The organism is Xanthomonas prunicola (assembly GCF_002846205.1).
In the GTDB taxonomy this organism is placed as follows: Bacteria; Pseudomonadota; Gammaproteobacteria; order Xanthomonadales; family Xanthomonadaceae; genus Xanthomonas; species Xanthomonas prunicola.
The window spans coordinates 68,225-82,670 of the sequence record NZ_PHKV01000009.1 but is presented as its reverse complement, the minus strand read 5'-3'; the positions used below and the strand labels follow the sequence as shown (position 1 = coordinate 82,670).

Annotated in this window: 15 protein-coding genes; 2 read left to right on the top strand and 13 right to left on the bottom strand. The window is 65.0% G+C overall.

Annotated features, from left to right (window positions below):
* Positions 1 to 94: 94 nt before the first annotated feature.
* The 9 genes from lexA to rlmE all read right to left on the bottom strand — a co-directional run bounded on the left by lexA (position 95) and on the right by rlmE (position 10,509).
* Positions 95 to 736, bottom strand: a complete 642-nt coding sequence (lexA, locus tag XpruCFBP8353_RS19535) for a transcriptional repressor LexA (protein ID WP_101364709.1) — start codon at positions 734 to 736, stop codon at positions 95 to 97.
* A gap of 91 nt (positions 737 to 827) precedes the next feature.
* Positions 828 to 2,504, bottom strand: coding sequence for a 2-polyprenylphenol 6-hydroxylase (gene ubiB / locus XpruCFBP8353_RS19530; RefSeq protein WP_101364748.1), 1,677 nt, complete (start codon positions 2,502 to 2,504; stop codon positions 828 to 830).
* 474 nt (positions 2,505 to 2,978) lie between these two features.
* Positions 2,979 to 3,473 carry a CinA family protein gene (locus tag XpruCFBP8353_RS19525; protein ID WP_162301125.1) on the bottom strand — a complete coding sequence of 165 codons (495 nt, stop codon included), beginning with the start codon at positions 3,471 to 3,473 and terminating at the stop codon, positions 2,979 to 2,981.
* Positions 3,474 to 3,882: 409 nt separating this feature from the next.
* A complete protein-coding gene (gene hflX / locus XpruCFBP8353_RS19520; RefSeq protein ID WP_101364708.1) occupies positions 3,883 to 5,202 on the bottom strand; it encodes a ribosome rescue GTPase HflX in 1,320 nt (439 codons plus the stop codon).
* Between the two features lie 14 nt (positions 5,203 to 5,216).
* Positions 5,217 to 5,492 (bottom strand): RNA chaperone Hfq, encoded by a 276-nt coding sequence (hfq, locus tag XpruCFBP8353_RS19515; RefSeq protein ID WP_101364746.1) that lies wholly within the window; start codon positions 5,490 to 5,492, stop codon positions 5,217 to 5,219.
* Positions 5,493 to 5,569: 77 nt separating this feature from the next.
* On the bottom strand, positions 5,570 to 6,553 hold the full coding sequence (gene miaA / locus XpruCFBP8353_RS19510) for a tRNA (adenosine(37)-N6)-dimethylallyltransferase MiaA (RefSeq protein ID WP_101364707.1): 984 nt from the start codon (positions 6,551 to 6,553) through the stop codon (positions 5,570 to 5,572).
* The gene (gene folP, locus XpruCFBP8353_RS19505; protein ID WP_101364706.1) at positions 6,553 to 7,455 is read right to left on the bottom strand and encodes a dihydropteroate synthase; all 903 of its coding nucleotides are present in this window, start codon (positions 7,453 to 7,455) and stop codon (positions 6,553 to 6,555) included. Before folP ends, miaA begins: the two co-directional genes overlap by 1 nt.
* Before the next feature lie 420 nt (positions 7,456 to 7,875).
* A complete protein-coding gene (ftsH, locus tag XpruCFBP8353_RS19500; protein WP_162301124.1) occupies positions 7,876 to 9,816 on the bottom strand; it encodes an ATP-dependent zinc metalloprotease FtsH in 1,941 nt (646 codons plus the stop codon).
* Between the two features lie 60 nt (positions 9,817 to 9,876).
* Positions 9,877 to 10,509 (bottom strand): 23S rRNA (uridine(2552)-2'-O)-methyltransferase RlmE, encoded by a 633-nt coding sequence (gene rlmE / locus XpruCFBP8353_RS19495; protein ID WP_101364704.1) that lies wholly within the window; start codon positions 10,507 to 10,509, stop codon positions 9,877 to 9,879.
* Between the two features lie 66 nt (positions 10,510 to 10,575).
* Between rlmE and yhbY the strand changes: the two genes are divergently transcribed.
* Both yhbY and XpruCFBP8353_RS19485 read left to right on the top strand, forming a co-directional pair.
* Entirely contained in the window at positions 10,576 to 10,881 is a 306-nt protein-coding gene (yhbY, locus tag XpruCFBP8353_RS19490; RefSeq protein WP_010365692.1) for a ribosome assembly RNA-binding protein YhbY, read from the top strand.
* A gap of 15 nt (positions 10,882 to 10,896) precedes the next feature.
* Positions 10,897 to 11,271 (top strand): Mth938-like domain-containing protein, encoded by a 375-nt coding sequence (locus XpruCFBP8353_RS19485; RefSeq protein ID WP_101364703.1) that lies wholly within the window; start codon positions 10,897 to 10,899, stop codon positions 11,269 to 11,271.
* A gap of 226 nt (positions 11,272 to 11,497) precedes the next feature.
* Here the strand turns inward: XpruCFBP8353_RS19485 and XpruCFBP8353_RS19480 are convergent, their stop codons facing one another.
* From XpruCFBP8353_RS19480 to surE, 4 genes are read right to left on the bottom strand one after another with little or no spacing between them, the layout of a single operon-like run.
* Positions 11,498 to 12,271, bottom strand: a complete 774-nt coding sequence (locus XpruCFBP8353_RS19480; RefSeq protein WP_162301123.1) for a peptidoglycan DD-metalloendopeptidase family protein — start codon at positions 12,269 to 12,271, stop codon at positions 11,498 to 11,500.
* Positions 12,268 to 12,882 (bottom strand): YqaA family protein, encoded by a 615-nt coding sequence (locus XpruCFBP8353_RS19475; RefSeq protein ID WP_101364702.1) that lies wholly within the window; start codon positions 12,880 to 12,882, stop codon positions 12,268 to 12,270. Before XpruCFBP8353_RS19475 ends, XpruCFBP8353_RS19480 begins: the two co-directional genes overlap by 4 nt.
* A gap of 18 nt (positions 12,883 to 12,900) precedes the next feature.
* Complete coding sequence (locus tag XpruCFBP8353_RS19470; RefSeq protein ID WP_101364701.1) at positions 12,901 to 13,578, bottom strand: protein-L-isoaspartate(D-aspartate) O-methyltransferase; 678 nt, start codon at positions 13,576 to 13,578, stop codon at positions 12,901 to 12,903.
* Positions 13,575 to 14,354 carry a 5'/3'-nucleotidase SurE gene (surE, locus tag XpruCFBP8353_RS19465; RefSeq protein WP_101364700.1) on the bottom strand — a complete coding sequence of 260 codons (780 nt, stop codon included), beginning with the start codon at positions 14,352 to 14,354 and terminating at the stop codon, positions 13,575 to 13,577. The genes XpruCFBP8353_RS19470 and surE overlap by 4 nt, the downstream gene beginning before the upstream one ends.
* Positions 14,355 to 14,446 lie beyond the last annotated feature (92 nt).

Below are 14,446 nucleotides of genomic sequence, written 5' to 3'. Positions count from 1 at the left end.
CACACTCAGATTAGGGAGACGACATGTCCCGTGGCAGCGGGGAATCCTGCGATGCCGGCTCGGGAAAAAGCCAGCACGACCATCGGCACAGCCCTCAGCGGTTAGGCCTCAACAGCCCGCAATACAGGCCTTCAATCGCGAAATCCTGATCCGGCAGCACTTCGATGGGCGCGTAGTCCGGGTTGCGCGGCAGCAGTCGGATCCGGTCCTTGCCAATCTTCAGCAGCTTGACGGTGATTTCCTCATCGATCCGCGCCACCACGATCTGCCCCGAGCGTGCGTCGCGGGTGCGGTGCACACCGATCAGATCGCCATTGAAGATGCCTTCGTCGCGCATCGAGTCGCCTTGCACCTTGAGCAGGTAGTCTGGCGAGGGCGAGAAGAACACGCGATCCAGCACTACGAAGTCGTCCGATCCGATATCGGCACCGATCGGCAGACCCGCCGCCACGCGACCCAGCACCGGCAGACGCAGCACATCGTCCCGGACGGGCTCGCTCACCGCCGCTACGCGCGTCTGTGCACCCTGTCCGGCCAGCCGGATCCCGCGCGCCTGGCCTGGGACGCGACGGATCGCACCGGCTTGCTCCAGTGCCTCCAGGTGATACTGCGCGGCGCGCACGCCCTTGAAGCCGAACGCGCGCGCGATTTCGGTCTGCGACGGCGGGACGCCATCGGTGTCGATGCGCTCGGCGATCAAGGCCAGGATAGCTTGCTGGGTATCGGTCAGGTCCATGGTTAGTAGTATTACTACTAACGGGCGCTTGCGCAAGCGCTTCGCAACACCTCGACCGCAACGCCGTCACGGGTGCCGCGCGCGCGATGCGCTAGCGCCGGCTGCGCCAGATCGAGAACAGGATCCAGATGCCGCACAGCGCAGCGCCGATGAAGCCACCCACCCCCAGCGCGAGCAACCAGCGGCTGGCACTGCCGCCGACGCTGTTCATGACGATCGAGGAGCCGATCACCAGCGCGGCAGTGACAATGCCCATCGTGAGCCGGTTGGCTGCGCGGTCGACCTGCTCGCCGAACTCGCGCAGTGCGCGTGTTTCGATCTGCAGCTGCAGCTTGCCGCGGCGTGCGGCCTGCAGCAGGCGCTTGAGGTCGCGCGGCAGATCGCCGATCAGATCGATTGCGCCAGTGACGGTACGCCGGCCACGCCGCACGATGGCGCGCGGTGCATAACGCTGCTGCACCACGCGCTCCAGATACGGGCGCGCCTCGCTGGCCATGTCGAAATCCGGATCGAGCTGGCGCCCCATGCCTTCCAGGGTGAGAAAGGCCTTGATCATCAGTGCCAGATCCGACGGCAGCGTCAGCCCGTGGTCGCGCAGGATCGAGGTCACGTCGCCCAGCATTGCGCCGATACGCAGCTCTTTCAGCGGCACGCCGCGATACTCGTCGACGAACGCGCCGATGTCCTGCTGCAGACGTGGCTCGTCGATTTCCAGACTGGTGCCGGCCCATTCCAGCAGCACATCGATTACCGCTTCGGCGTCGTGGCTGACCATGCCGTGCAGCAATTGCGCGACCTGAAATCGACGGTGCTCGGAGACGCGCCCCACCATACCGAAATCAATGACGGCAATGCGGCCATCGCGCAGATAGAAAATATTGCCGGGATGCGGATCAGCGTGGAAGCAGCCGTCCTGCAGCACCATCTTCAGCACGATGCCGGCGCCGGCGCGTGCGAGCACCCTGCGGTCCAGACCGGCCGCATCGACGGCAAGCAGATCGCGCCCGGGAATGCCATCGATGAAGTCCTGCACGTTGAGCGACTCGCAGGTCCACTCCCAGTACACGGCAGGCACCACCACTTGCGCGTCGTGGGCGAAGTTGGCGGCGATGCGTTCGGCATTGCGCCCCTCGGCAGCGAAATCCAGCTCGCGTCGCAGCGAGACGGTAAATTGTTGCACCACCTCGGCGGGACGATAGCGCTTGAGATCCGGCGCGCGGGTCTCGATGATTTCGGCAAGCCGCGCCAGCAAGCGTAGGTCGGCATCGATGGTGTCGCCGATACCGGGACGGCGGATCTTCAACACCACCGGTGTGCCATCGACCAACCACGCGCGATGCGTCTGTGCCAGCGATGCGGCCGCCAATGGCTGTTCGTCCAGACGCGCGAACACGCTCTCCGACTCCATGCCCAGCGCGGCAACCAGTTGTGGGCGAATCTGCTCGAACGGCAGCGCCGGCACGGCGTTCTGCAGCTCGCTCAATTCTTCGATCCACTCCGGCGGCAGCAGATCCACGCGCGTGGCCAGCACTTGCCCGAGTTTGACGAAGGTGGGCCCGAGCTCTTCCAGTGCACGCCGCACGCGCAATGCCGCGGACATGCGCAAGCGGCCCTCGGCGTTGCTCCAATGCAGCAACCTGCCAGCGCGCTCGAGCACATCGGCCATGCCGATCCGACGCACCACATCGCCGAAGCCGTAGCGAATCAGAACCGAGGCGATTTCCTGCAGCCGCCCAAGATCACGCACCGTGCCAAGTGCTTCCCACATCAGTGCACCGCCCGCGCGCATGCGGCGCTCAGACGCCGCGTGACACCGCACTGCACAGCGGCCTGCAGCGCTGGGGAGGATGAGACAGACGCAAGGAGCGAACGCATTGGCACACTAGGCGGTGACGAGACCTTGTTTGTAGCCGATCTGCCCGCCGCTGTCGCGCCCTCGGCCGCTCGAAGCTCAGCGCAGGTTGCAACGCGCTGCAGAGCGCATGCGGAAGATGCAGTGTGCTCGCGTCAGGTGCATGCGCCTCAATCCCGCAGTCACAAGGTCAAACCATCCCTGCGCGGCGGCCCCGGAAACGCGTTCGGCAAACCGTCTTTACAGCGACGTGTCGATGACGATCTGCCAATAGTTTTTTGGGCACGACGCACTGCTACAGCATTTCGATTGCGCTGCCGCGCGCCATCATGCTGCACATCGTGGACGAGGCACCTGTCACCGAACGCCATCCGGCAGACCTGCGGGCAGCTAAAGCAACGCGCTCAACCCACGCAGTGCTGCAGCCACGGTCTGACGCCGTACTGCATCGCGGTCGCCGTTGAAGTGAACGAGTTGCGCCGTGGCATAACCGCCACGCCGTTTCCAACCGATCCAGACTGTGCCGACCGGCTTATCGTCGCTGCCGCCGCCGGGTCCGGCAATGCCGGTCACCGCCACCGCGATGCTTGCGCCGGAATTGACCAGCGCGCCAGAGACCATTTCGATCACGGTTTCGCGGCTGACCGCTCCATGCACTTCCAGGGTCTGCGGGCGGACGCCGAGCAATGCCTGTTTCGCCTCGTAGCTGTAGGCGGCCATGCCGCAGTCGAACCAGTGCGAGGAACCGGCGACATCGGTCACCGCCTTGGCGATCCAGCCACCGGTGCAGCTCTCGGCGGTAACCAGGCGCTCGCGCGCGGCAAGCAATTGCTGCCCGAGGGCTTCGGCCAGCTGCTGCAGTTCGGAATCGGCGGACAAGGACATGGGCACGACGACAAGGGAGCAGCCGACGTTTTAGCCCAATTCGCCGCCCCTGTCTGCGGTCGGCGCCGATTCCGGCTGGACGTGAGGTGGCCGAGGTTCAGTGGCGATGTGTAGCCGACCTGCGGTGCCTCGGGTCTGGATCGGCCTTGGATGTGCAGCAATTTGCCAGCCGCACACCGTCAACCTGCAGCACCTTCCAGATCACCTGAACACCGCAACTAGGGCACCGCGTTACCGAGGAGAGATGTGGTGCAAGGCGTCAGCTCACGACTGCGATCTACCGCAGCCCTCATGCCATCGCGCAGGTTTGGATACACGTCACCGCTGCCGTACAGCGACACCGCACGCCTGCCTCGCTGTTGTGTTGGAGCAGCAGCACAGTCGCGCCATGCCGACTGTGCTGTTTGCATCAGGCTTCCCAGTCTTCGCGGCGATCCGGCAGCATCGCGCGCAGTGGCGCACCGTCCTCGCCGGCGGCCAACCGCTCGGCTTCGACCATCGGCAGATCGACCTCGAGCAACCAGCCGTCCTCGTCGGATTGCTCGTTGCGCACCACTTCCAGCTGATGCAGTCGGGAACGCAGGCGGCCGGCCGACGGCGGCAGCCGCAACTGGCCGGTCAGATGACGCAGGTCCAGTCGTTGACCGAGCGCATGCTGCAATTCTTCCAGTCCGCGCCCATCGCGCGCCGACACCCACACACGCTCGCGGCGCGCCGGGTCTGGAATGCCGTCTTGCGCATCGTGGCGCACTTCGGCACCGTCGATCTTGTCGATCTTGTTGAACACCAGCAGCTGCGGCAGATCGCCGGCGCCGACGGCCTGCAACACTTCATCGACCTGCAGGATGCGCTCTTCGCGCAGCGGGTCGGCCGCATCGACGATATGCAGCAACAGATCGGCATCGCGCGCTTCGGACAAGGTCGAACGGAACGCGGCGACCAGTTCGTGCGGAAGATCGCGTACGAAGCCGACCGTGTCGGCAAGAATCGCGCTACCACCCGGCAACGCGATGCGCCGCACGGTGGGATCCAGCGTGGCGAACAGCTGATCGGCCACGTAGGCCTCCGCGCCGGTCAACGCATTGAACAACGTCGATTTGCCGGCGTTGGTGTAACCGACCAAGGCAATCCGCGGCAATTCGCTGCGCATCCGTGCACGACGCATCTGGGTGCGCTGCACCTCGACTTTCTCCAGCCGCTGCTGCAACTGCTCGACGCGCTTTTGCAGCAGGCGACGGTCGGTTTCCAGCTGGGTTTCGCCGGGGCCGCGCAGGCCGATGGAGCCGCCGCGCTGGCGCTCCAAGTGGGTCCAGCCGCGGACCAGCCGCGTGGCCATGTGACGCAACTGGGCCAGCTCCACCTGCAGCTTGCCTTCGTGGCTGCGCGCGCGTTGCGCGAAGATATCCAGAATCAACCCGGTGCGGTCGATGACGCGCCGCTCCAGATACTTCTCCAGGTTGCGCTCCTGGCCGGGCGACAAGGTGTGATTGACCAACACCAGATCTGCACCGGTGGCCTCGGCAGCCGCCTTGACCTCTTCCAGCTTGCCGCTGCCGATCAAGGTCGACGGGCTGGGTTTATCGATGCGTGCGGTGAGCGTGGCGGCCACCGTGGCGCCCGCCGACTTTGCAAGGTCGGCGAACTCCTCCATCACATCGTCTTCGGCAGGCCCACCGGAGTGGGTCTGTATCAACAACGCGTGTTCACCCTTGCGGGACCGATCAAACACGCACTACTCCGTTACTACTCGACGTCGTCATCTTCCGCCTGATTGCCTTCATTGGATTGCACATACCCACCACCCGGTCCCACGCGCACATTGCGCGCCGGCACTACCGTGGAAATGGCGTGCTTGTACACCATCTGACTCACGGTATTGCGCAGCAGGACCACGAATTGGTCGAACGACTCGATCGTGCCCTGCAGCTTGATGCCGTTGACCAGATACACCGACACCGGAACCCGCTCGCGCCGCAGCGCATTGAGGAATGGGTCCTGTAAAGATTGCCCCTTAGCCATCGAAAAATCCTCTTCATTATTGTTCTTATTGTCCCGGTCGACACCTGCCATCCCCAGCCGGTCCCGGAAATGGGATGTTACACGCCTGAAGCCTGCCGCACAGCGGAACGATCACCGAGGAAGCCGACAAGTGCGCGCTCCAATTGATGACGGTCACGCTCCGGGTCGAACCAGCGCGCGTCGAGCTCACCACGCAGCCAGGTGAGCTGCCGTTTGGCCAGTTGCCGGGTCGCCTGGATCGCCTTGTCGCGGAACCCGGCCAGGCTGCCAGCCCCGTCCAGATACTCCCAGGCTTGCCGGTAGCCGACCGCGCGTACCGCCGGCAGATCCAGTGGCGCTGCCACCGCCTGCATCTGCGGCAGCGCCCGCAACTGCTGTACCTCTGCAAGAAAGCCCTGTGCAAGCATCGCGTCCAGGCGCCGTTCGATGCGTCCATGCAGCACCGCGCGCGCGTGTGGTGCCAGTACCACCTTCAACACACGCACCGGCAGGCGCGGCCCTGGCGGTAGCGCCTGCCAGTAACTGATCGGCCGCCCGCTGATGCGGTACACCTCCAGTGCCCGCTGGATCCGTTGCGGGTCGGTCGCATGAATGCGCGCGGCTGCAACCGGGTCCACGACTGCCAGCTGCGCGTGCAAGCCCGCCCAACCGAGCTGCTCGGCTTCGGCCGCAATGGATGCGCGCACGGCTTGGTCGGCCTCGGGTAAGTGCGACAAGCCTTCCAGTAGCGCACGAAAATACAGCCCGGTGCCGCCGGCGAGGATCGGCAACTTGCCGCGCGCCACGATCTGCGCAATCGCCTGACGCGCATCGTTGGCGAACTCGGCTGCCGAATACACCTGCCAGGGATCGCGCAAGTCGAGCAGATGATGTGGCACCGCCGCGCGCATCGCCGCGTCCGGTTTGGCTGCGCCGATCTCCAGACCGCGATACACCAGCGCCGAATCGACGCTGACGATTTCTCCGTTCCAGCGCTCTGCAACCTCCAGCGCCAGCGCAGTCTTGCCGCTTGCGGTAGGACCCATCAGGGCGATCGCCAGCGGACGTTGGTCGGCGGGCATCAGTCCTCGTCCGGCCAGCGGATCGTCGGTGCGGCCGGTGCGCTGACACGCGGGACGGGAATCGCCGCCATCGCATTCCACACCTTCAACGCATCCACGGTTGCCGCCACATCGTGCACGCGCAACAGCAGCGCGCCATGTTGGGCGGCAATCAAATGCGCAGCCACCGAGCCATGCACCCGTTCGGCGGCGACCTCGCGCCCGGTCAGCTCGCCGATGCTGCGCTTGCGCGACAGCCCCGCCAGTACCGGCAAGCCGAATTCCTGCAGGCGCTGCAGCTGCGCAAGCAGAGTGAGGTTGTGCGTGGTGGTCTTGTCGAATCCAAAGCCCGGATCCAGAACCAGCCGGCGTTTGTCGATGCCGGCCATTTCGGCGGCAAAGATGCGCTCGGCGAGAAACCGGTGCACTTCACCGACGACATCGTCGTAATGCGGCGCGTCTTGCATGGCGTGCGGCGCGCTGCATGCGTGCATCAGCACCACTGGCACGCCCAGTTCGGATGCTGCGTCCAGCGCGCCGGGCGAACGCAACGCGTAGACATCGTTGATCATGCCGGCACCGGCCGCGACCGCTGCGCGCATCACCTCAGGCTTGAAGGTGTCCACGCTGATCGGCACGTCGGTCTGCTGCATCAGTGCCTGGATCACCGGAATGACACGCTGCAATTCGTCTTCCAGCGAAACTGACGTGGCACCGGGACGGGTGGATTCGCCGCCGATGTCGAGCACCGCAGCGCCCTGCTCCACCAGCCCCAGCGCGTGCGCGATCGCCGCTTCGCAGGTCGCGTGCTGGCCGCCATCGGAGAACGAGTCCGGCGTGACGTTGACGATTCCCATCACCTGCGGCGCATCCAGTCGCAAGCTGCGACCGGCGCAATCCAGCTTGAGCGCGGTATCGAACATCGGTTGTTTCTCCTGAAGCGGATGAAAGAGTGCGTGACCGGGCGGGTTGGTGCCCACGCAAGCGATTGCCAACCGATTGGGTTGCACGCAGAACATCGCGATCGACCACGACGCCTGCGCAAACCCGGGACGACCGGCGCTAGCGGATGCTTCCCATTGCCACGACACCGCTCATTGTCGCGCAGCCCGCCACGTGTCGCATCCGGTGCGTTGAGACTTCGATGCCACACCCGACACCGGACTGCTGCACCAACGGCGTCCGGCGACTCGACAGGAAACGCGTCACCGATTGCATCCGACGGCAACACACACCACGCTCGCCACCGGCAGATCGATCACGGTGTCAATGCTGCGCAACGCAACGGGGCCAGGAATCGCTTCCTGGCCCCGCTGGATCATCTGCAATCGTCAATCGTCGGCTTAGATCTGCTCAGCCGGTCCTGCGATCGGCGGCAACGGACGCGGGCTACCCTTGTCGTTGTTGTTGCCACCGTCCTTGTCGGACTTGCCCCAACCGGCCGGCGGCGGCGGATCGCGACCTTCCATGATGGCGTCGATCTGCGGCACGTCGATGGTTTCGTACTGCAGCAGCAACTGCGACATCGCATGCAGCTTGTCCAAGTTCTCGGTGAGGATGGTCTTGGTCTTGCTGTAGGCCTTGTCCAGGATCGAACGCACCACCTCGTCGATCTTGCGCGCGGTCTCGTCGGAGACATTCTTGTGCTGGGTCACCGAACGGCCCAGGAACACCTCGTCCTCCTCCTCGCCGTAGGCCACCGGGCCGAGCTCGTCGGACAAGCCCCACTTGGTGACCATGTTGCGCGCCATCTTGGTGGCCCGCTCGATGTCGTTGGACGCACCGGTGGTGACCTTGTCGCCGCCGAAGATCAACTCCTCGGCAACGCGGCCGCCATACAGCGAGCACAGCTGCGATTCGATCGCCACGCGATTCATCGAGTAGCGGTCGCCTTCCGGCAGATACATCGTCACGCCGAGTGCGCGGCCGCGCGGAATGATCGTGACCTTGTAGACCGGATCGTGCTCCGGCACCAGGCGGCCAACGATGGCGTGTCCTGCCTCGTGGTACGCGGTCAGCGTCTTCTCGTCTTCGCTCATGGCCATCGAGCGACGCTCGGCACCCATCAGGATCTTGTCGCGGGCACGGTCGAAGTGGTCCATACGGACTTCCTTCTCGCTGCCACGCGCGGCAAACAACGCCGCTTCGTTACACAGGTTAGCCAGATCGGCGCCCGAGAAACCCGGAGTACCGCGGGCGATGACCATCGGCACGACGTCATCGGCCAGCGGCAGCTTGCGCATGTGCACACGCAGGATCTGTTCGCGCCCCTTGACGTCCGGCAGCCCGACCACGACCTGGCGGTCGAAACGGCCCGGACGCAGCAGCGCCGGATCCAGCACGTCGGGACGGTTGGTGGCCGCGATCACGATCACGCCTTCGCCGCCTTCGAAGCCGTCCATCTCGACCAGCAACTGATTCAGGGTCTGCTCGCGCTCGTCATGCCCACCGCCGAGGCCGGCGCCGCGATGACGGCCCACCGCATCGATCTCGTCGATGAAGATGATGCACGGCGCATGCTTCTTGGCCTGCTCGAACATGTCGCGCACGCGGCTGGCACCGACGCCGACGAACATCTCGACGAAGTCAGAACCGGAGATGCTGAAGAACGGCACCTTGGCCTCGCCGGCGATCGCCTTGGCGAGCAGGGTCTTGCCGGTACCCGGCGGGCCGACCATCAGCACGCCGCGCGGGATCTTGCCGCCCAGCTTGGTGAACTTGGTCGGGTCGCGCAGGAAGTCGACCAGCTCGCTCACTTCTTCCTTGGCCTCGTCGCAACCGGCGACGTCGGCGAAGGTGATCTTGACCTGGTCCTCGCCCTGCAGCTTGGCGCGCGACTTGCCGAAGCTCATCGCCCCCTTGGCACCGCCGCCACCGCCCTGCATCTGGCGCATGATGAACAGCCAGAACCCAATGATGAGGATGACCGGCAGGAAGTTGAGCACCAGCGACCAGAAGCCCGGCCCGGTGGACGGCTTCTGGCGGGTCATTTCGATGTTCTTGCTGTACAGCACGTCGACCAGCTTGTCGTCGCGCGGGCCGTAGACGGTGGCTTCGCTGCCGTCGGTGCGCTTGAAGCGGATCGCGTTGACCGCGAGGTTGGTCTCATCGGTGTAATCCACCGATTTGACGCGCCCGGAGTCCACTTCTTTCAGAAACTGGGTATAGGTGATCGAGTCGGCGCCGACGCCACCCGCCATCCGCGGCGAGAAGCTCTGGAAGACGACCATCAGCACAACCGCGACGACCACCCACAGCAGCAGATTCTTGGTCAAGTCGTTCATCCTCATTGGCTCCGGTGCCCTCTACTCTTCAATTCTTGAAACACGGTGGTCATTGGCAGCTTACTTGATCTGGACACGCTTGCCCTGACCGAGCGCATAAACTTCCGGGGAACGCTTGCGCGAGGCCGCCGGCTTGCGAATCGTCACCTTCTCATAGCGGCGGCGAAGCTCACGAATGTAGTCGTCGGACCCAACACCCTGGAACAGCTTGATCAGGAACGCCCCGCCCGGTTTGAGGTGGGTGTCGGCAAATTCCATCGCCAGTTCTGCCAGGTGCATCATCCGCGGTTGATCGACCGCATCCATGCCACTCTTGTTGGGGGCCATATCGGACAGAACAAGGTCCACCGGCACATCGCCCAGCATCGCTTCGAATTGCGATAGGACGGCCTGCTCCCTGAAGTCGCCGTGAAGGAACTCCACCCCCGCCAGGGCCGGCATGTCCAGAATGTCCAGCGCCAGGACCCGGCCGCTGTCGCCCATGGACTTGCGCACCTGCTGCGACCAGCCGCCCGGTGCCGCCCCCAGATCGACCACCACCATGCCTGGCTTGAGCAGGCGGTCGCGTTGCAGCAACTCTTCCAGCTTGTAGGCCGCGCGTGAGCGCATGCCCTCGGCCTGGGCCTTCTTCACGTAAGGGTCGGCGAAGTGTTCCTTGAGCCAACGTTGGCTGCTTTTACTGCGGGAAGGCATTGGCAACGGGGGTCCGAACGGGTCGCCATGATACCCTGAACACCCTTTGCTTCCCTTCGATCCTGCATGTCCATTGTTCTCACCTCCGCCCAGAACCGTTTCCTGCGCGGCCAGGCCCACGATCTCAAAGCCTTGCTGCAGACCGGCGGCAAAGGGGTCACGCCGGCATTTCTGGCCGAACTCGAGGAAGTGCTCGAGCGCCACGAACTGATCAAGGTGAAGGTGGCCTCGGAGGATCGCGAGACCCGTGATGCGCTGATTGCCGAGCTGATCGAGCAGACCGGCAGTGCGCTGGTGCAACGCATCGGCCACGTCGCCATCCTGTACCGCCCCAGCAAGGAAAAGCGCCAGATCGTGCTGCCGCGCGGCTGAGCCAACGAGTTCGTCATGCCTCTAAGTCAGGAACACCCCGATTACGCTTACGCGCTGCGCGCGGCCGACGGCCGCCATGCCAAGGTCAACGACCAGATCCTGCAGCAGAGCTTCATCCTGATGCCGGATGAACTGGTGGAACGCTGGCCGGTGCAGGGTCTGGACCATCTGCAGGCAAGCCACATGGACGCGGTGCTGGCGCTGGCGCCAGCGGTCATCCTGCTGGGCACCGGCGAGCGCCAGCGCTTTCCGAACGCACAAGTGCTTGCCGCGTGCCTGACCCGTGGGATTGGCCTGGAAGCGATGACCAATGCCGCTGCCGCGCGTACCTATAACGTGCTGGCCAGCGAAGGCCGCCGTGTTGCGCTGGCGATGGTGCTGCCGGGCTGAATCGGGAATCGGGAATCGGGAATCGGGAATCGGGAATCGGGAATCGGGAATCGGGAATCGGGAATCGGGAATCGGGAATCGGGAAAGCAGGCCGAAGCACGCTTTCGCTGTCAAGCAGAACTTGCGCAGACAGGATCAGTGAACGCTTGCCCTCACTGCCCCCGCTCCCAGATTGCCGAAGCGCAGGGCTGTTCCTATTCCCGATTCCCTACTCCCAATTCCCGATTCACTTCTTCGGCAAATACAGCAGCGGGTCAACCGGCTTGCCGTTGTAGCGGATCTCAAAGTGCAGCATGTCGCGGGAAGCACCGCTGCGACCCATCTCGGCGATTTGCTGCCCGGCCTTGACGCTCTGGCCTTCGTTGAGCAGACGCTTGCGGTTGTGCCCGTACGCGGATAGCCACTGATCGTTGTGCTTGATGATGATCAGTTCGCCATAGCCGACCAGGCCGGCGCCGGAATACACCACCACGCCATCGGCGGCGGCACGCACGGCCTGGCCGCTGGCACCGGCGATGTCCACGCCCTGCTTGGTGGTTTCGCCAGTGACGAAGGTGCCGACGACCACGCCATCGGCCGGCCAACGCCAGGAAAACCCACTACTGACCGGTGCGGCGATTGGCGCAGTCGGACGCGGCGGAGGCACGGTACCGGCCACCGGCGCACTGCTGCCGGGCTTGCTGGCACCGGGCGGATACAACTTGAGGGTCTGGCCGGGATAGATGGTGTTTGGCGACGACAGGCCGTTCCAGGCCGCCAGGTCCGGCGCAGTAATATTAGTGCGGCGCGAGATCGCGTAGAGGGTATCGCCGCGCTGGACGGTCACCGTGGCCCCCGGGCGCGGCACCGACGGACGGGGCGCCGTGCTTGGACGCGACGACGCGCCACCGCTGGCGCCAGGCGAACGCACCACCGTGGCGCTGCTGCAGGCGGTGAGCCCGATGGCCACTGCGAGCATGACTGCTGTCTTGCGTACCGAATTCATCTGCGTCTTGCTCATCCGTTCGTTGTCTTCCACACCAGCCACCCTGCACCTACTGCCAACACCGCCATCGCAACCCAGCCCAGCGGCTCGATCCAGCGATGCAGCGCCGCTTCGGCACGCGCACCGCCCAGGCGGATCGCACCGGCAACCAGATACACGCGCTTGCCGCGTCCTACCAACATGCTGGCAATGAACGGCAGGATCGGCACCCCAACCACGCCCGAGGCCCAGGTGAAGATCTTCAGCGGGATCGGAGTGAACCCCACCAGGACCAGTGCCCAGAACGCCTTCCACGGCGAATCGGCCACCAGCGTGCGCAGGGTTTCGATCTGATGCTGGATCTTTGCGCCCCAGCCCAGCCACTCGATCAATGGCTGCAACGCCGCAAACGCGAAATGGCCGAGCAGATAACCGACCAGTGCGCCGCAGATCGAGCCTAGCAGGCTCAAGGTGGCGAACCACAACGAGCGCTTGGGCTCGGCCAGCGACATCGGTGCCAGCATCACTTCCGGCGGCACCGGGAAGATGAAGCCCTCCACGAAGCTGAGGCCGGTCAGCAGCGCGGGTGCGCGGCGATGGCGCGACCAACGGATGGCCACGTCGTACAACGGCCCGAAAATCTTCATCGAGAAACTCTCATTTATTCAATCCAGCATGCCCGACAACAGCGGGACGAACGTGACCGGCGCCAGAACCTGTTGTTCGATCGCGCCATCGGCACCGCGGGTGAGTTGCACCAACGACTGCGAGGAAGCGCCCCCGACCGGCGCGACCAAGCGCCCGCCGACGGCCAGTTGATCGACCAGCGCATCGACCAACGCCGGTGCCGCCGCGGTCACCACGATCGCGTCGTAAGGGCCGTGCTCGGGCCAGCCGATACGGCCGTCGTCGTGCTTGCTGCGCACGTTCATGCCCAGGTGGCGGAAGCGCTTGCGCGCCTGCCGCAGCAGGTCGCCGATACGCTCGACGGTGTACACCTCCAGCCCCAGCGCAGCCAGGATGGCGCCCTGATAGCCCGAGCCGGTGCCCACTTCCAGCACCTTGGTCGGCGCCACCTGCAGCACTGCTTCGGTCATGCGCGCCACCACCCATGGCTGGGAAATGGTCTGGCCGTGGCCGATCGGGAGTGCGGTGTCTTCGTAGGCACGCGAGGCGAGCGCTTCATCGATGAACAAATGCCGCGGCACGGTCCGCATCGCGTTGAGGGTGGCCTCGTCCTGGATGCCGGCCTCGCGCAGCCGTTCGACCAGGCGGTCGCGCACGCGCTGCGAGGTCATGCCGATCCCGACCGATTCCGGTTGCAGGCGCAGCCTCGGCGTCATGCCGGGCCGTCCAGCGCTGCGGTCAACCCGCTGACCCAACCAGCCACGGTGTCCAGTGCCTGGTAACGGGTGAGATCGACGTGGATCGGGGTGATCGAGATATGCCCGGTGCGCACGGCGTGGAAATCGGTGCCGGCGCCGGCATCCTGCTCCGGCCCGGCTGGGCCGATCCAGTACACGGTGCGGCCGCGCGGGTCCTGCTGCGGCACGCAGGGCTCGGAGCGATGCCGGTTGCCGAGCCGGGTGACTTCGAAACCGAGCACATCCGACCACGCCAGATCCGGCACGTTGACGTTGAGGATGGTGTCGGCCGGCAGGGGATCGGCCTTGAGCCGCGCCACGATTTCCACCGCAGCGCGCGCAGCGGTTTCGTAGTGATGCGCTTGGTGATTGTGCGTGACCAACGACACCGCCACCGCCGGCAAGCCGAGAAAGCGGCCTTCCATCGCGGCGGACACGGTGCCCGAATAGATCACGTCGTCGCCCAGATTGGCCGAGTTATTGATGCCGGAGACCACGATGTCGGGGTCGTAATCGAGCATGCCGGTGAGTGCCAGATGCACGCAGTCGGTCGGTGTGCCGGCCACTGCGCAGGTCTGTGCGTCGATGCGGCGGGTGCGGATCGGCACATCCAGCGTCAGCGAATTGCTGGCCCCTGAACGGTCGCGGTCGGGCGCGACCACCATTACTTCATGACCGGCATGGCGCAGCGCCTCGGCCAATATCTGGATGCCGGGGGCGTCGACACCGTCGTCGTTGCTAACCAGTACGCGCATGAGACTCCTCGGAAAACCGGGCCATGATACCGGATGCGTCCGGCGCCTTCGCGCTTGATCTTCGCGTGCGTCTGCGCTTGGACCGGGTACGC